The sequence below is a fragment of the Pseudomonas sp. GW458-11-26-14-LB4 genome (genome assembly GCF_059423925.1).
Genome location: NZ_JBWKYU010000008.1, coordinates 50269 through 66020, shown reverse-complemented (window position 1 = coordinate 66020; position 15752 = coordinate 50269). Strand labels below are relative to the sequence as shown.

15 protein-coding genes are annotated in these 15752 nt (G+C 60.0%); 3 read left to right on the top strand and 12 right to left on the bottom strand.

All coding sequences use genetic code 11. The features are described 5' to 3' along the window. Positions 1-62 precede the first annotated feature (62 nt). A complete protein-coding gene (locus tag AC07XZ_RS12535; RefSeq protein WP_085748189.1) occupies positions 63-971 on the top strand; it encodes a LysR family transcriptional regulator in 909 nt (302 codons plus the stop codon). Here AC07XZ_RS12535 and AC07XZ_RS12530 read toward each other — a convergent pair. From AC07XZ_RS12530 to AC07XZ_RS12490, 9 genes are all read right to left on the bottom strand, one after another. Next, on the bottom strand, positions 920-1435 hold the full coding sequence (locus tag AC07XZ_RS12530; RefSeq protein WP_085748190.1) for a DoxX family protein: 516 nt from the start codon (positions 1433-1435) through the stop codon (positions 920-922). The genes AC07XZ_RS12535 and AC07XZ_RS12530 overlap by 52 nt on opposite strands. After that, positions 1432-2190: an HvfC/BufC N-terminal domain-containing protein gene (locus tag AC07XZ_RS12525; RefSeq protein WP_102686608.1), complete on the bottom strand. Its 759-nt coding sequence runs from the start codon at positions 2188-2190 to the stop codon at positions 1432-1434. The genes AC07XZ_RS12530 and AC07XZ_RS12525 overlap by 4 nt, the downstream gene beginning before the upstream one ends. Further along, on the bottom strand, positions 2187-3074 hold the full coding sequence (bufB, locus tag AC07XZ_RS12520) for an MNIO family bufferin maturase (RefSeq protein WP_102686632.1): 888 nt from the start codon (positions 3072-3074) through the stop codon (positions 2187-2189). The genes AC07XZ_RS12525 and bufB overlap by 4 nt, the downstream gene beginning before the upstream one ends. Before the next feature lie 25 nt (positions 3075-3099). After that, the gene (locus AC07XZ_RS12515; protein WP_011332799.1) at positions 3100-3405 is read right to left on the bottom strand and encodes a BufA1 family periplasmic bufferin-type metallophore; all 306 of its coding nucleotides are present in this window, start codon (positions 3403-3405) and stop codon (positions 3100-3102) included. A 157-nt stretch (positions 3406-3562) separates the two neighbouring features. After that, complete coding sequence (locus AC07XZ_RS12510) at positions 3563-4264, bottom strand: ABC transporter ATP-binding protein (RefSeq protein ID WP_003222380.1); 702 nt, start codon at positions 4262-4264, stop codon at positions 3563-3565. Continuing rightward, positions 4265-5032 carry a high-affinity branched-chain amino acid ABC transporter ATP-binding protein LivG gene (gene livG, locus AC07XZ_RS12505; protein WP_007959160.1) on the bottom strand — a complete coding sequence of 256 codons (768 nt, stop codon included), beginning with the start codon at positions 5030-5032 and terminating at the stop codon, positions 4265-4267. Continuing rightward, on the bottom strand, positions 5029-6285 hold the full coding sequence (locus AC07XZ_RS12500) for a high-affinity branched-chain amino acid ABC transporter permease LivM (protein WP_007959162.1): 1257 nt from the start codon (positions 6283-6285) through the stop codon (positions 5029-5031). Before AC07XZ_RS12500 ends, livG begins: the two co-directional genes overlap by 4 nt. Then, positions 6282-7205: a high-affinity branched-chain amino acid ABC transporter permease LivH gene (gene livH, locus AC07XZ_RS12495; RefSeq protein ID WP_007959165.1), complete on the bottom strand. Its 924-nt coding sequence runs from the start codon at positions 7203-7205 to the stop codon at positions 6282-6284. Before livH ends, AC07XZ_RS12500 begins: the two co-directional genes overlap by 4 nt. Positions 7206-7436: 231 nt before the next feature. Next, entirely contained in the window at positions 7437-8564 is a 1128-nt protein-coding gene (locus tag AC07XZ_RS12490; RefSeq protein ID WP_085605380.1) for a branched-chain amino acid ABC transporter substrate-binding protein, read from the bottom strand. A gap of 352 nt (positions 8565-8916) precedes the next feature. Between AC07XZ_RS12490 and AC07XZ_RS12485 the strand changes: the two genes are divergently transcribed. Further along, positions 8917-9222, top strand: a complete 306-nt coding sequence (locus tag AC07XZ_RS12485; protein ID WP_007959169.1) for a DUF2288 domain-containing protein — start codon at positions 8917-8919, stop codon at positions 9220-9222. A gap of 250 nt (positions 9223-9472) precedes the next feature. On the opposite strand, the gene AC07XZ_RS12480 is transcribed toward AC07XZ_RS12485, so the two are convergent. Continuing rightward, positions 9473-11674, bottom strand: coding sequence for a hypothetical protein (locus tag AC07XZ_RS12480; RefSeq protein ID WP_039771398.1), 2202 nt, complete (start codon positions 11672-11674; stop codon positions 9473-9475). Positions 11675-11871: 197 nt separating this feature from the next. On the opposite strand from AC07XZ_RS12480, the gene AC07XZ_RS12475 reads away from it, so the two are divergent. Then, complete coding sequence (locus AC07XZ_RS12475; RefSeq protein WP_173892753.1) at positions 11872-12768, top strand: NAD(P)-dependent oxidoreductase; 897 nt, start codon at positions 11872-11874, stop codon at positions 12766-12768. On the opposite strand, the gene AC07XZ_RS12470 is transcribed toward AC07XZ_RS12475, so the two are convergent. Both AC07XZ_RS12470 and AC07XZ_RS12465 read right to left on the bottom strand, forming a co-directional pair. Continuing rightward, positions 12659-14941, bottom strand: a complete 2283-nt coding sequence (locus AC07XZ_RS12470) for a putative bifunctional diguanylate cyclase/phosphodiesterase (protein WP_102686609.1) — start codon at positions 14939-14941, stop codon at positions 12659-12661. The genes AC07XZ_RS12475 and AC07XZ_RS12470 overlap by 110 nt on opposite strands. 163 nt (positions 14942-15104) lie before the next feature. Beyond that, positions 15105-15458 carry a YkgJ family cysteine cluster protein gene (locus tag AC07XZ_RS12465; protein ID WP_007959180.1) on the bottom strand — a complete coding sequence of 118 codons (354 nt, stop codon included), beginning with the start codon at positions 15456-15458 and terminating at the stop codon, positions 15105-15107. Between the last annotated feature and the right edge of the window lie 294 nt (positions 15459-15752).

The following is a 15752-nucleotide window of genomic DNA, read 5'->3' as shown; positions in this document are numbered from 1 at the left end:
TGGTTTTTTCTGCGGATAAGCGCACTAATGGGCAACCTTTGGTTTTCAAATGGAAACAATCCATGAGCGAGATGGATGATCTGGCGGCGTTCGCGGTGTTGATCGAAGCCGGCAGTTTTACCTTGGCAGCGCAGCAATTGGGGTGCAGCAAGGGGCAGTTGTCCAAGCGCATCAGTCAGCTGGAGGCACGATTTTCCGTGGTGTTGTTGCAACGTACTACGCGTCGGCTGAGCCTGACGGCGGCCGGTGCGGCGTTGTTGCCGCAGGCTCAGGCGCTTGTCGTCCAGGTGGAGCGAGCGCGTCAGGCATTGGCGCGATTGAAGGACGACATGGCCGGTCCGGTGCGTATGACGGTTCCGGTTTCGCTGGGGGAAACTTTCTTCGATGGCCTGCTGCTGGACTTCTCGCAGAAATACCCCGAAGTGCAGATCGAACTGGAGCTGAATAACAGCTACCGCGACCTCTCCCGCGACGGCTTCGATCTGGCGATCCGCACCGAGGTCGCCAATGACGAGCGACTGGTGGCCAAGCCGCTGCTGGCCTGGCAGGAAATGACCTGTGCCAGCCCTGAATATCTGGAGCGCTTTGGCGAACCGCTGACGCCGCAAGCATTGGCCGAACACCGTTGCCTGCTCAACAGTCATTACAGCGGTCGCGAGGAATGGCTCTATCACCAGCAGCACGAACTGCTGCGGGTGCGGGTGTCGGGACCGTTCGCCAGCAATCACTACAACCTGTTGAAGAAAGCCGCACTGGCCGGCGCCGGGATCGCTCGCTTGCCGTCCTATCTGTTGCAGACGGAATTGGCTGACGGCCGATTGCGCTGGCTCCTGCGCGATTTTCAGACCCGGCGCATGCCGATGTATCTGGTGCATCCGTATCAGGGCGGGTTACCGAAACGCACCCAAGTGCTGGCGGATTACCTGATCGGCTGGTTCAAGCTCAGCGGCGAGGCGCTGGACCGGTTGTAGTGCCTGGCGATCAGGTGATCGATCGACAGTTTGCCCGGCCCGGTGGCCATCAGGTACAGCAACACCGCCATCCAGGTGCCGTGGGTCGGGTAGGCATCCGGGTACACGAACAGTTGAATGGTCAGGGTCATGCCCAGCAAGGCCAGCGCCGAAAAGCGTGTGGCGAAGCCAATCAGGATCAGGATCGGGAAGAAGTGTTCGGCAAACGCGGCCAGATGTGCAGCGATTTCCGGCGACAGCAGCGGCACGTGGTACTCGCTCTTGAACAACGGAATCGTCGATTCCGCCAGACGTGGCCAGCCGAACTCGAAGGTGCCATCGATCAGGTCGACGGCCAGCCCTTCGACCTTGGTCTGCCCGGATTTCCAGAACACCGCCGCGATGGAAAAACGCGCGATGAATGCGATGAGGCTGTGAGGGATTTTCTCCAGCAGCGCGATGGCGCGGGCAATGAGACTGTTCATGACAACACCTTTGGGTGGAAATGAGTGATGACGTGGCGGCTGATGAGCAGGGCGAGGGTCTGGCTGAGGTCGAAGGTCTCGGCGGATTCCAGCGCCTGGGTCAGTGACAGGCCAGACTTGAGCTGGCGAATAAACTGGCTGGCGCCGCGATCCACGGTGAACACCTCGACTTCCAGTCCATTGCGCAGGATCAGCGCGTGTTGGGCGTGATGCAGATCGATCCCGGCCAGCGTCGCGTCGTGTTGATGCGCGGCCCAGATGTCCACCACGGCGAAGTTTGAATCGAGCAGATGCAGCGAAGGGTGCAGGCCGATGCGCAGTTCATTCAGCGCATCGGCATCTGCAAACACAGCAGCGATCCGCTCCTGACTCAGGGGCAACAAATCGGCAGCGTGGTAGGCCTGCGTGCGCAAGCGTTCCAGCCGCGCGACATCGGCCAGATAGGGAACGCTCGCGGCTGGTTCGAACTCACTGATGAAGTCCGCCAGCCCGCTGCCGTAGTCGCTCATCAACGGACTGTGTGGCGGATGGCTTTGCACGAAAATTCCGGCCATGGCCCGGAAGAATTCGTCACCCACCAACTGCATCACCACGGGATAACTGTCGGCCAGTGCGTTGATCAACGAGCTCTGAACATTGTTGCGGTACACCGCGAAACGGCTGGCCGGGTCGGCAGCGTTGGCGCTGCACAAACCGTCGGGGCAGGGCAGGTCGATATCGAGCAGCGCGACGCTGAATGCGGCTTGAGTGCTCATGGCCGACCTCCCGCGCACAGCAACAGCTCATCGGCCTGCTGCGCTTCCGCCAACAGCACACTGAAGGCTGGCACCTGATTGTCACGTTCGATCAACGTCGCCACCGGGCCGACGCGTTCCAGCGCTTGCCGGTACAACGACCAGACCGCTTGATCGATTGGCGCGCCGTGATCGTCGATCAGCAAACGATCACCGAGGCTGTCGGCATCTTCGGCAAACCCGGCCAGATGAATCTCGCCCACCGCGTGCAGCGGCAGTGCGTCGAGATAACGCAGGGGATTGCGCTGATGGTTGATGCACGAGACATAGACGTTATTCACGTCCAGCAACAGACCGCAGCCACTGCGCCGGATGACTTCGCGGATGAAGTCCGCTTCGTCGATTGTCGAGCGCTCGAATGCCAGGTAGGTCGCCGGGTTTTCCAGCAACATCGGGCGTTTAAGAGTGTTCTGCACCTGATCGATGTGTTCGCAGACGCGGTTCAGCGTCGGCGTGTCGTAAGCCAGGGGCAGCAGGTCATTAAGGAACACCGGGCCGTGGCTTGACCAAGCCAGGTGTTCGGAAAAGGAGTGGGGTTGATAGCGCTCGATCAGCGCGGCCAGGCGTTTGAGGTGCTGGACATCCAGCGCGCCTTCGGCACCGATGGACAGCCCGACGCCATGCAGCGACAGCGGATACGCGTCGCGAATCAAACCCAGAAAATGATGAAACGGGCCGCCGGCCACCATGTAGTTTTCGGCGTGGACTTCGAAGAAACCGATGTCCGGACGTGAATCGAGCACTTCGCTGAAGTGCTCGCTCTTGAGCCCCAGCCCGGCACGGGACGGGAGCCCGGTGAGGGCTGCCCGAGTGCGGCGCAAGGCATGGTCGCAGGATGTGATCATGATCGACACTCGGGCGGCTCCCGGATCAGGACTTGGCTTTGAACGCTTCGAGCTGACCGAAACCGGTCGGCGAGGTTTTGCTTTCGGTGGTGGTGCAGGTGCCTTTCGGAACCAGTTTCCAGGCGTTGGCCTGATGATCCATTTTCGCGGTGCCGGCACAGGTGGTGCCTGCACCTGCGGCGCAATCGTTCTTGCCTTTCATGGCCACGCCGAAGCATTTTTCCATGTTGTCGTCAGCGGCGTGGGCGGTGGAGACGGCAGCGATGCTCAGAGCAGAACCGAGGGCCAGAACCAGGGCGGTGGCGGACAGGGTGCGGGTGGTAGCAGTCATGATGTTTCTCCGGTTTTAACTTGGGTTTGAACAAGCGATTGCGCTTGCTTGCCCCACTAGAGAAACGACTCGGCGATGCGTTACAGCGATCGGTAGAAGTTTTTTGCCGGGCACAAAAAAAACGGCCCGAAGGCCGTTTTCTGTTTGAAGCGATCAATCAACCGCCGAGGTACGCCTCGCGCACTTTCGGGTCGGTCAGCAGCGCTTCGCCGGTGCCTTGCATCACCACCCGGCCGTTCTCCAGAACGTACGCGCGGTCAGCGATTTTCAGCGCCTGGTTGGCGTTCTGCTCGACCAGGAACACCGTTACACCGTCCTTGCGCAGCTGTTCGATGATGTCGAAGATCTGCTGGATGATGATCGGTGCCAGGCCCAGCGACGGCTCGTCGAGCAGCAGCAGTTTCGGCTTGCTCATCAGTGCACGGCCGATGGCGAGCATTTGCTGTTCGCCGCCGGACATGGTGCCGCCGCGCTGGTTGAAGCGTTCTTTCAGACGTGGGAAAAGTCCGAGAACCTTGTCCATCTGTTCCTGATAGTCGCCCTTGTCGGTGAAGAATCCGCCCATGGACAGGTTTTCTTCGACGGTCAGACGGGCAAACACCCGACGACCTTCCGGCACCACGGCGATGCTCTTGCGCATGATTTGCGACGAGTCCTGGCCGACCAGTTCCTCACCCATGTAGCGGATGCTGCCGCTGTGGGCCTGCGGCGAACCGCAGAGTGTCATCAGCAGCGTGGACTTGCCTGCACCGTTGGCGCCGATCAGGGTCACGATCTCGCCCTGGCGGACTTCGACGTTGACGCTGTGCAGGGCCTGGATCTTGCCGTAGAAGGTGGAAACGTTTTCGAACTGCAGCATTTACGCTTCCCCCAGGTAGGCTTTGATCACTTCAGGATTGTCGCGGATCTGTTCCGGCGTGCCGTCGGCCAGGGGCGTGCCCTGGTTGATCACGACGATGTGGTCGGAAATGCTCATGACCAGTTTCATGTCGTGTTCGATCAGCAGCACGGTCACGTTGTGCTCTTCACGCAGCACGCTGATCAGCGCCTTGAGGTCTTCGGTTTCCTTCGGGTTCAGGCCGGCGGCCGGCTCGTCGAGCATGAGGATCCGCGGACGGGTCATCATGCAGCGGGCGATTTCCAGACGGCGCTGCTGACCGTAGGCCAGGGTGCCGGCGGGGCGGTTGGCGAACTCTTTCAGGTTGACCTTTTCCAGCCAGTACTCGGCGAACTCCATGGCCTCGCGCTCGCTCTTGCGAAACGCCGGGGTCTTGAACAGGCCGGACAGGAAGTTGGTGTTCAGGTGACGGTGCTGGGCGATCAACAGGTTCTCGACCGCCGTCATGTCCTTGAACAACCGCACGTTCTGGAAGGTGCGCACCACGCCTTTGAGGGCGATCTTGTGGCCCGGCAGGCCGTGAATCGGCTCGCCGTCCAGCAGGATGCTGCCGCCCGATGGCTGGTAGAAACCGGTCAGGCAGTTGAACACGGTGGTCTTGCCCGCGCCGTTCGGCCCGATCAGTGCCACCACCTGTTTTTCCTTCACGGTCAGGGCCACGCCGTTGACCGCCAGCAGGCCGCCGAAGCGCATGCTCAGATTTTCGACTTTCAGGATCTCGCGGCTCATTTGCGCAGCTCCATGTGAGGACGTTGCATGGGCAGCAGACCTTGAGGTCGCCAGATCATCATCAGCACCATCAGGGCGCCGAACATCAACATGCGGTACTCACTGAACTCACGCATCATTTCCGGCAACAGGATCATCACCACGGCCGCGAGAATCACGCCCAGCTGCGAGCCCATGCCACCCAGCACCACGATGGCGAGGATGATCGCCGACTCGATGAAGGTGAACGATTCCGGCGTTACCAGACCCTGACGGGCGGCGAAGAAGCTGCCGGCGAAACCGGCAAATGCCGCGCCGAGGGTGAACGCCGAGAGCTTGATCACGGTCGGGTTGAGGCCCAGCGCACGGCAGGCAATTTCATCTTCACGCAACGCTTCCCATGCACGGCCGATCGGCATGCGCAGCAGGCGGTTGATCACGAACAGCGCCGCCAGCGCCAGCAACAGGGCAACCAGGTAGAGGAAGATCACCTTGTTGATCGAGTTGTACTGCAGGCCGAAATATTCGTGGAAGGTTTGCATCCCTTCTGCGGCTTTACGTTCGAAGGTCAGGCCGAAGAACGTCGGTTTCTCGATGTTGCTGATGCCGTTCGGGCCGCCGGTGATGTCGGTCAGGTTACGCAGGAACAGGCGGATGATTTCCCCGAAGCCCAGGGTCACGATCGCCAGGTAGTCGCCGCGCAGACGCAACACCGGGAAGCCGAGCAGGAAGCCGAACGTCGCCGCCATCAGGCCGGCAATCGGCAGGCAGATCCAGAAGCTCAGGCCATAGTAGTGCGACAGCAGCGCGTAGCTGTAGGCGCCGACGGCGTAGAAACCGACGTAACCCAGGTCGAGCAGACCGGCCAGACCGACCACGATGTTCAGGCCCAGGCCGAGCATCACGTAGATCAGGATCAGCGTCGCGATGTCCACCGCGCCACGGGAGCCGAAGAACGGCCACACCAGCGCACCGATGATCAGCGCGATGATGAAGTAGCGTTGGGTGGTCGGCAGGGTCAGGAAGTTGCTGGCCTTGGCCGGAATCAGCGGCATGCCTGGCGACGAGCGCCACGCCTTGCTGATCTGCTGGTTGAACAGCACCCGCAGGAACATCAGCACCGAGCAGATGGCGATGGTCGCCAGAATGGCCGGGCTGGTGTTGTGCACTTCCAGGTTGACACCGACGATGGTCAGTTTCAGACCCAGTACCGGATAGGCCACGGCCCAGACCAGCAAGGCACTGAACAGCGCCTGTTTAAGATTCCTAGTCATACTTTCTCAACCTCCGGACGGCCCAGAATGCCGGTCGGACGGAACAACAGCACCAGAACCAATAAGCCGAAAGCCACGACATCCTTGTACTGGTCGCCGAAGATATCGGCGCCAAAGGCTTCCGCCACCCCGAGCACCAGCCCGCCGAGCATGGCGCCCGGGATGCTGCCGATCCCGCCCAGTACCGCGGCGGTGAAGGCCTTGAGGCCGACGAGGAAACCGGCGTTCGGGTTGATCACGCCGTATTGCATGCTCAGCAGCACGGCCGCGACGGCCGCCAGCGCAGCACCGATGACGAAGGTCAGGGCGATGATGTTGTTGGTGTTGATGCCCAGCAGGTTGGCCATCTTGATGTCTTCGGCGCAGGCGCGGCAGGCGCGGCCCAGGCGAGAGCGGGAGATGAACAGCGTGAGGCCGAGCATGGCGATCAGGGTCACCACGAACACCACGATTTGCATGTAGGAAATCAGCACTTCATGTGCGCCACCTGGGCCGAAGGCGAAGTTGCCCGGAATCAGGTTGGGGATTGCTTTGTCCTTGGAGTCTTGCGCCAGCAGAACCGTGTTCTGCAGGAAGATCGACATACCGATCGCGGAAATCAGCGGGATCAGACGGTTGCTGCCGCGCAACGGGCGGTAGGCAATGCGTTCGATGCTGTAACCGTAGGAGCTGGTGACGACGATGCTGGCGATGAACGCCACGGTCATCAACAGCGGGACGCTTTCGAGTCCCATCATGGTCAGCCCGGCGATGGCGATGAACGCCACGTAGGAACCGATCATGTACACCTCGCCGTGGGCGAAGTTGATCATTCCAATGATGCCGTAGACCATCGTGTAGCCGATGGCGATCAGGGCATACATGCTGCCAACGTTCAAGCCGTTAACCAGCTGTTGGAAGAAGTGATAGATGTCAGGCATTACAGCGCTCCTAAAAACCTGATACGCATTTCACTGGTGGAGTCATTTTCCCGCCCGGTCCCGTGGATCTTTATCCACTTCGAATCCGGGTTTTGCCAGCGAACCGCTGATGACGGTTTTGAGATTTTCAGGTGGGGAGACTGGCGGATCACGCCAGCGCGGCCCAATACATTCGTAAAACAAAGCCCACGGCACGCCGTGGGCTTTATTGGCAGTCAGTCAGGCAGGGCCTTACTGAGGCGACACTTCGGTTTTAGGTTTGCCTTCGTGCCATTCGTAAACCACGAATTTGAAGTCCTTCAGGTCGCCCTTGTCGTCGAAGCTCAGGTCACCGGTAGGCGTCTTGAAGGTGCCTTTGTGGATGGCTTCAGCCACCTTGGCAGCATCTTCGGACTTGGCAGCCTTGATACCTTCGGCAATTACTTCAACTGCCGAGTAGGACGGGAACACGAACGGACCGCTCGGGTCTTCTTTCTTGGCCTTGAATGCATCGGCCAGGGCCACGTTGGCCGGATCCTGGTCGAAGGATTTCGGCAGGGTCACCAGCAGGCCTTCGGCAGCGCTCTTGGCGATCTGGGTGATCGAGTCGTTACCCACGCCTTCCGGACCCATGAACTTGGCTTTCAGGCCTTTTTCCTGGGCTTGACGCAGGATCAGACCCAGCTCCGGGTGGTAGCCGCCGTAGTAGACGAAGTCGACGTTGGCTTGCTTGAGCTTGGCGATGATCGCGGAGAAGTCCTTGTCGCCGGCGTTGATACCTTCGAAGACGGCAACCTTGGTGCCTTTCTTCTCGAGAGTGGATTTGACGGCGGTGGCGATCCCTTCACCGTACTGCTGCTTGTCGTGCAGCACGCCGACGATTTTCGGCTTCACGTGATCGGCGATGTAGTTACCGGCGGCAGGGCCCTGGGCGCTGTCCAGACCGATGGTACGGAAGATCATTTTGTAACCACGAGCGGTGATGTCCGGGCTGGTGGCAGCCGGGGTGATCATGATCACGCCTTCGTCTTCGTAGATGTCCGAAGCAGGCTGGGTGGAGCTGGAGCACAGGTGACCGACCACGAACTTGACGCCGTCGTTGACGACCTTGTTCGCAACCGCTACCGCTTGTTTCGGATCGCAAGCGTCATCGTATTCAACGGCTTCGAGCTTCTTGCCGTCGACGCCGCCTTTGGCGTTGATCTGTTCGATGGCCATTTTCGCGCCACTGAACTGCATGTCGCCGTACTGGGCTACTGGACCGGTTTTAGGGCCGGCGATACCGATCTTGATGGTGTCAGCTGCGAACGAATGGCTGGCAACCCCGGCCAGAACCATAGCGGCAAACAGTTTGGAAATCTGCTTAGTAGCCTTAGTCATAGTGCTCCACTCTTACTGTTGTATTTTTTTAGAGTCCTGACGCCGTAGCAGCAGAACCGGGACAGATATCTAGGCGATACCCTCCGGAAAAGCCCCCGGCAACTGTACCGGTACAGTGTAGAGCGCCGGTTGTTGGCCTGGGAAGCTGGCGCCAGGGGGCAAAACCTGAGGGTGTCGCTTAAATGAAAGAAAAAGACAGAATTGCGGCGGGACGTTCAGAGGGCTTATACCCCAATCATCAGCATTCCTTGGCGTTCCTGCTCTTTTCGTTCGGTACGGCCTTTTGCAACCGGGTTTTTCTGCCGGATCACCGACGTTATCATTCGCGCCGATTTCTTTTCCGGACAGTCCCATGAATCAAGAACCTAGCACCCTCTATGCCAAGCTGCTTGGTGAAACCGCATCTATTACCTGGAAAGAGCTGGAGCGCTTCTACGCCCAAGGTGCCCTATTGTGGGTCGACGCCAGCCTGGATTTGATCGCGGTCGCCGAGGCCGTGGCGTCGGATCAGGGCGAGAAAGTCGCTGCCTGGCTGGCCGAAGACAAGGTCGCCAAGCTGTCTGAAACGCGGGCGCTGGATATTTTCGAGCGCGATCCCGAGATGTGGGCGGTGGTGGTCCGGCCGTGGATCCTGGTCCAGGAAAGGGCAGCGGCCTGACGGGTTGCACCTTGTTGGTGCGAGTGCCGGCCGGCAAAAAGTGTGTAGCGGAGTAGCGTGATGGCACGTTGCCGTAGAGAAATGCCACAAGCGTGGGTGGCATAACGGTGACGTAAACGTAACGGGCACAGTTTAGTAAGCAGCCTAACGGCTGCTTAATTGTTTCGGGATGTTGGAAAGGCTGAAATTTTCAGTGAATTTCAGGGCCTCATCGCTGGCTTGCCAGCGATGAGGGCGACCCGGTCCCGGATCAGACCGAGTAAGACTTGCCGGTATGGTTATTGAGGGAAATAACCTTGGTCTTGCCGATCCGGTGACGGTAGATCTCCCGCAGGTACTTGATCGACTTCTTCACGCAATCGCGCGACAGCCGAATGTCGTTGATCGAGACAAACTTCTCTTTGTCGTTGATCAACTCGCGATACTTCTTCTCGTACATCGGCTTGATCGCGTACCAGTTGGTATCGAGGATCTTCGCCGGGTTTTCGAATTCGTTGAGCAGGTCGTCGATGCGGTCTTCGTCGAACTCTTCCTGAATGATGAAATCGAGGATCGAGTTGTCCAGGGTCTCGTCGAAACGGTACGGGGTCTTGGCGAAGCAACGCTTGATGAATGCCACGATCAGCGTCAGGAAGTCGTCCGACAGGCACGGGCTCTTGGCGATCAGGGTGGTCAGCGACAGGTTGGCCGAGGCGCCGATCACCAGCGCGTAGCGCTTGAGCGTGGTGTTGGGGAACAGGCTGTTGAGGTGGGTCTTCAACCGGTTCAGGTCCATGTACGACAGCTTGTAGTCTTTTGGCAGCGAAACGATCGAGACCACCGACGAGCAGTTCTTGAAGAAGTGCAGGTCGTGCAGCGCAGCCGCGTCGTAGCCGGAGTTCTTGTATTGCTCCAGCGACGCACGATAACGCTTGGATTCGATCGGCAGCAGGCTGATGCCTTCGATGGCCTGGGTCACTTTGTTGAAGTGCGGCAGGTCGATCGAGCGGAAGAACAGGTCGTCGATGTTCAGGCGCTGCGGCTCTTTGTCGAACACCTTGAACTTGTCGCTGCTCGGCGGCGGGGTTTCCGGCACCACGGATTCGGCGTAGGCAATCGCCACCGGGCCGGCCAGACTCATGAACAGGTCGTTGGCGTCCAGGCGAATGGTCTCGCCGATGTCGATGCCGGCACGACGGAAATAGTTCTGGTCGTAGTCGGTCGTGACGGCCTGGGCCGTCAGAATGTTGAAGATCTGCTGCGAAATGTACTGGTTGGCGTGCTTCTCCATCGCATTGACATCAATGTTCTGGATGTTGCCGTCATCGCTCTCTTCGGCATAACGCATGATGTCGTTGGAGATCAGCATCATCGCGTTCCATGGGCGGATACGGCCCATGACGCTGGCTTCGCTGCTGTCTTCGTTGGCGAAGTTGTACGAGAAATCCCATTCTTCCGAGAGGTATTTGCACAGCAGGCGGCCGGCGTTGATGTGCAGCGCCTCGGACATTTCGCTGCGGTGGTCGGAAATGTTCGGCAGCACGCAGATGCCGCTGGTGAAGATCGGCTCGAACACGAACGAATGACCGCTCTTGCCGTCGTGCTCGTCCATCGGCTTGGTGTCGAACGTCTTGTTCATGTACGAGTGCTGCTGGGCCAGACCGAATTCCGAGGCCATGCCCGAACCGGTACCGCCGCCGGCACTGAAGATCGAGAAATACAGGCGCGACTGGTTGGCCTTGATGCCGCAGCTGTCGATCAGGTACGAGTGGATCATTTTCCAGTCGGGGCTGGAGAAGCGCTGGGTGTCCTTGTTCAGGATGATCTTCGCCAGGTACTGGCCGAGGATCGGCGCGTTACCGGCGCCACCGGCGTGGACTTCCGACAAGTCCATGATCTTCATCTTGCTGTAGTCGCGCAGGAAACCGCTTTTTTCGCCCTTGCGCGAGAAACGGATACGCCCGGCGATGTCCTTGTCGAGGTCGCCGAGCATCACCAGCGGTTCCACGAGGAACACCGGTTTGGTCGACTTGTTCGGGCCGATCCGCAGGTTCTGCTTGATCCATTGGGCCGGGCTGTAGCCTTTGTCGGAGGCCAGGCGACGGTCAGCCGCGCGATCTTCGCTGTTGAATTCGTTGAGGTAGAACTTGCGCGCGTTGTACACCAGCTCCGCCACGTCGAGGGCGATGTTGGAGCCGCAGCGACCGAGGCCGATCAGGCACACCGACGGGAATTCCTGGTCGTTGTGCTGTTCGTTGTCGCCTTCCAGGTGCGGCGGGCGCGGGAACACCAGGTCACGCAGGCCATCGAGGTTGTCGAGGATGCGGTCGGTATTGGTTTCGGTGAAGTACAGGTATTGCTGGGTGCCCAGCGGGCGCGAGGGTGGCAATGGCTTCATCGGGGCAGGGCTGTTCGCCGCAGGGCTCAGAGTCAGATCGGATACCGCAGTGGCCGGATTGTTTTTAGAAGTCATTGTGCGCCATCTACCTGGACTGGTTGGATCAACGACCGCTGTCGTCGAGCCTCACGGAATGGGAATCTCGCGTCTTTTTTCTGCGCGTGTTTTGCCCGTGCGTCAGGGACTTTGCCTGAGTGCCGCGCGGGGGAATCCTTTCCTGATCGATGATGGATCGGCCATTATTCGGCGATCTTTAATCAAAAGGAGGCTAAATGATGTCAACGCGACCTTCGTTGGGGTTTGCCGGAATCGGCCTGATGGGCCTGCCGATGTGCCGCCGCTTGCTGGCCGCCGGTTATCCGCTGACCGTGTGGAACCGCAACCCGGCCAAGTGCGCGCCGCTGGTCGAGGCCGGCGCCCGGCAGGTGGCGACCCCTGCTGAACTCTGTGAACAGGCTGACGTGGTGATGCTGTGCCTGGCGGACACAGCGGTGGTGCGCGAGGTGGTGTTCGGCCCGGCCGGCGTGGCTGAAGGGGCGAAACCCGGTCAGTTGCTGGTGGATTTCTCCAGCCTCGAACCGACGGCGACCCGTGAGATGGCAGCCGAACTGGCCGACAAGGCAGGCATGGCCTGGCTCGATTCACCGGTGTCCGGCGGGGTAGTCGGAGCCGAGGCCGGCAGTCTGGCGATCATGGTCGGCGGTGATGCAGCGGATCTTGATCGCGTACGCCCGGTGTTGCTCGAACTCGGGCAGCGCGTTACGCACATGGGCGGCGTCGGCGCCGGTCAGGTGACCAAGGCCTGCAATCAGATGATCGTCGCCTGCAACGCCTTGGTAATCGCCGAAGTGGTGGCGCTGGCCGAGCAGGCCGGAGTCGATGCCAGCCTGATCGCCGAAGCGCTGGCCGGTGGTTTTGCCGATTCCAGACCGTTGCAGATCCTCGCTCCGCAAATGGCCGAAAGCCGTTTCGAGCCGGTGAAGTGGCACGTGCGCACGCTGCTCAAGGATCTGGATACCGCAGTGAAGTTTTCCCGGGAAACCGGCTCGGCCACGCCGATCAGCGGATTGGCCGCACAACTGATGCGCCTGCATGGGGCACAAGGCTTTTTGCAGAAGGATCCAGCGACACTGGTGCAAATGTACCGCGCGCCAGACTCAGCGGATTGACCGTGTGCGCGTGTTTGCGCTGGTTGATTTCCTCCAGCACCGGGCGCAGTTCGGCCAGTGGCACCGGGCGGCTGAGCAGGTAACCCTGAATGAAGTCGCAGCCCGAGCGCTCCAGGAATTCGTATTGCTCCAGGCTTTCGACGCCTTCGGTGACCACCTGCAAATGCAGAGTGTGCGCCATGACGATGATCGCCTGGACGATCTCCATGTCGGCGGTGGCTTTGGGAATATCGAGGATGAACGAGCGATCGACTTTCAGGGTGTTGAGCGGCAGGCGCTTGAGATAAGCCAGCGACGAATAGCCGGTGCCGAAGTCGTCGATCGACAGTGACACGCCGAGGGCGCGGATCTGCCGCAACAACACCAGCGTGTTGGCGATGTTGCCCATCAAGGCGTTTTCGGTGACTTCCAGTTCCAGCCGTTCCGGGGCGACCCCGGCGCTGCGCAGGGCATGCTCGATTTCATTGGCCAGTTCTTCCCGGGCCAGATTCAGCGGTGAGCAGTTCCAGGCGATCTTCAAGTCTTCGCAACCATGGCGCGACAGTTCACCGAGGTCTTCACAAGCCTTGCGCAGAACCCAGTTGTCCAGCTCGGCAATCAGGCCGTTGTTTTCGGCGATGGCGATGAAGCGATCCGGGGTGAGCAGGCCGTGCACCGGGTGCTGCCAGCGGATCAGCGCTTCGAGCTTGGTGACCTTGCCGGTCTTGAGTTCGAAGATCGGCTGGTAATACAGCAGCAGACCGTTCTCCTGACGCAGAGCATGGCGCAGTTCCTCTTCCAGTTGCAGTTCGAGGCTGGCGCGATTCTTCAGGTTGGAATCGAAGAAGTGTACGCCGTTGCGCCCGGCGCCCTTGGATTGGTACAGCGCCAGATCCGCATGCTTGAGCAGTTCATCGCAGGTGGACCCGTCTTCGGGAAACAGGCTGATGCCGATGCTGGTGGTCATCACCATGCGTCGTCCGGCGAGCTCAATCGGCTCTTTCATCTTGAGCATGATGCGCTGGGCCAGGTTGCGCGCTTCCTCGCGGTCGCGCAGACCGATGAGGATGCAGAACTCGTCGCCGCCGAACCGCGCGACCACGTCTTCATGGCTGCGCACCGAACCCTTGATGTGCTGGGCGATAACCTTGAGCAGTTCATCGCCGGCGTCATGGCCGAGGCTGTCGTTGATGCGTTTGAAGTGGTCGATGTCGAGAAACATCACCGCGAGCATCCCGCCTTCGCTGGTTTTCTGGCTGAGTTTTTCAGCGAAGATCTGATTGAAGCCACGCCGGTTGATCAGGTTGGTCAGAGCGTCGTAGTTGGCCACGTGTTGCAGCGACATGCGCGCCTGATCGAGCTGGCTGAGCAGGGCGTTGACCCGGCGCAGATCGTGCTCCTTGTTCTGCAGCTTCTTGTCGGCCAATGCGGCGCTGATGGCGCTGCCGAGAATCAGCAGCGTGATCAGCGCGACGGTGAGGCCCAACTGCAAGTGACCGGTTTGCGACGCCAATGTCGGCGATTGCCCCTCGGGCAGCACCAGTTGCAGCGCCGCCATGCCGGTGAAATGCATGCTGAGGATGCCCGCACCGAGAATCAGCGCCGCCACGTACTTGAGCATCTGGATGTGCAGGCCGCTGCCTTCGCGCAAGTAACCGGCCACCCACAGTGCGGCGAAGCTGGCGCCGATGGCGATCACGATCGATGACACGAACAGGATGGGCTCGTAGTAAGACGTGGCGGCGGATTCGATGGCGGCCATGCCGACGTAGTGCATGCCGGCGATGCCCAGGCCGATGACGATAGCGGTCTTGAGGTATTGCAGCAGGCTCGGCTGCGGATGGCTGAGGGTGTGCATGGCCAGCCAGGACGCCAGTAACGCGATCACCAGGGAAAACAGGGTCACGGGCAGGTCGTACTGGATGTCGATCGGCGCCTGGAACGCCAGCATGCTGATGAAGTGCATGGCCCAGATGCCGCCGGCCAGGCAGGTTGCGCCGATCCAGCGCCACAGGCGTTGCGAACCGGGCTCTTCAGCGTGGACGACCCGCTCGGCCATGTCTAGGGTGGCGAAACTCGCGGCGCAGGCGACCAGGTAGGCCACCAGCACCAACAGGGGATTGTGTGTGCAATTGAGGATGACCTGCCCGCTCTCCGGCTGCTCGGCAACAAATTGCAAACCAAGCCACTCCATAGCATGCCCCGTCTCTGAGTGCGTCCTTACTGCGTCATCAACGCAGGCGAATGTTTGCAGTATAGAGGCGGTTTTTGGCGTGCAAGCGGTAGTGGCACATTGGCGCTAATGATTTTGGCATGAGCGTCATAGCGTTTGGCGCTAAGCGTTGAAACGCCTGAACTCAGGCGACTTCATTCCAGTGCGGTTGCAGCGGCGGCAGGCCGAAACGGGCACGCGCCTTGTCGCAGTCGGTGTTCTGTTCGCCGTTTTCCCACGAAGCTTCAAACTCGCGGCAGGGGCTGGAACGCTTGTCGTAGATCGTGCAAGCCACCGACTTTCCGACTTCGCCCTCCAACGCAGTGCAGCGCGGCGCCTTGCGGTCGGTGCCGATCATCGCGACACGGCTGGGCGTGATCTGGGTGACCAGTTCATCGGGTACGGTCCCGCCGGAGGATGCGCATTCCCCCCAGAAAAAAGAAACACGAAAATGGGAACAGCAGGCACCGCAATTCAGACACGGACTGACTTCGGACATGGGCGGGGGTATCAAAGGGATTGATCGGCAGGATCCGGACGGATCCGGCGGCCATTCTAGGCTTTGCCACGGCGTTGGGAAGGGGGGCGAGAAAGTATTTTTTCATTGCCGAATTTTTCCGCAAAACCCCCGGTTTTAGGGGGATTCGAAGCATTTCAAGGGCTTACGTTTCGTTACACGGCCATGGCCCGTCATCAGGCTGACGAATGATCACAGACAGCCCCGACGAGCGTGACTAGATTGCAGGTTCCGGGCTCGGATGCGTTGGCAGTGAAGCCCTAATAACAATAAAGA

Coding starts and splice junctions, on each gene's coding strand:
- AC07XZ_RS12535 (WP_085748189.1), top strand. CDS start 63: ATGAGCGAGATGGATGATCTGGCGGCGTTCGCGGTGTTGATCGAAGCC.
- AC07XZ_RS12530 (WP_085748190.1), bottom strand. CDS start 1,435: ATGAACAGTCTCATTGCCCGCGCCATCGCGCTGCTGGAGAAAATCCCT.
- AC07XZ_RS12525 (WP_102686608.1), bottom strand. CDS start 2,190: ATGAGCACTCAAGCCGCATTCAGCGTCGCGCTGCTCGATATCGACCTG.
- bufB (WP_102686632.1), bottom strand. CDS start 3,074: ATGATCACATCCTGCGACCATGCCTTGCGCCGCACTCGGGCAGCCCTC.
- AC07XZ_RS12515 (WP_011332799.1), bottom strand. CDS start 3,405: ATGACTGCTACCACCCGCACCCTGTCCGCCACCGCCCTGGTTCTGGCC.
- AC07XZ_RS12510 (WP_003222380.1), bottom strand. CDS start 4,264: ATGCTGCAGTTCGAAAACGTTTCCACCTTCTACGGCAAGATCCAGGCC.
- livG (WP_007959160.1), bottom strand. CDS start 5,032: ATGAGCCGCGAGATCCTGAAAGTCGAAAATCTGAGCATGCGCTTCGGC.
- AC07XZ_RS12500 (WP_007959162.1), bottom strand. CDS start 6,285: ATGACTAGGAATCTTAAACAGGCGCTGTTCAGTGCCTTGCTGGTCTGG.
- livH (WP_007959165.1), bottom strand. CDS start 7,205: ATGCCTGACATCTATCACTTCTTCCAACAGCTGGTTAACGGCTTGAAC.
- AC07XZ_RS12490 (WP_085605380.1), bottom strand. CDS start 8,564: ATGACTAAGGCTACTAAGCAGATTTCCAAACTGTTTGCCGCTATGGTT.
- AC07XZ_RS12485 (WP_007959169.1), top strand. CDS start 8,917: ATGAATCAAGAACCTAGCACCCTCTATGCCAAGCTGCTTGGTGAAACC.
- AC07XZ_RS12480 (WP_039771398.1), bottom strand. CDS start 11,674: ATGACTTCTAAAAACAATCCGGCCACTGCGGTATCCGATCTGACTCTG.
- AC07XZ_RS12475 (WP_173892753.1), top strand. CDS start 11,872: ATGATGTCAACGCGACCTTCGTTGGGGTTTGCCGGAATCGGCCTGATG.
- AC07XZ_RS12470 (WP_102686609.1), bottom strand. CDS start 14,941: ATGGAGTGGCTTGGTTTGCAATTTGTTGCCGAGCAGCCGGAGAGCGGG.
- AC07XZ_RS12465 (WP_007959180.1), bottom strand. CDS start 15,458: ATGTCCGAAGTCAGTCCGTGTCTGAATTGCGGTGCCTGCTGTTCCCAT.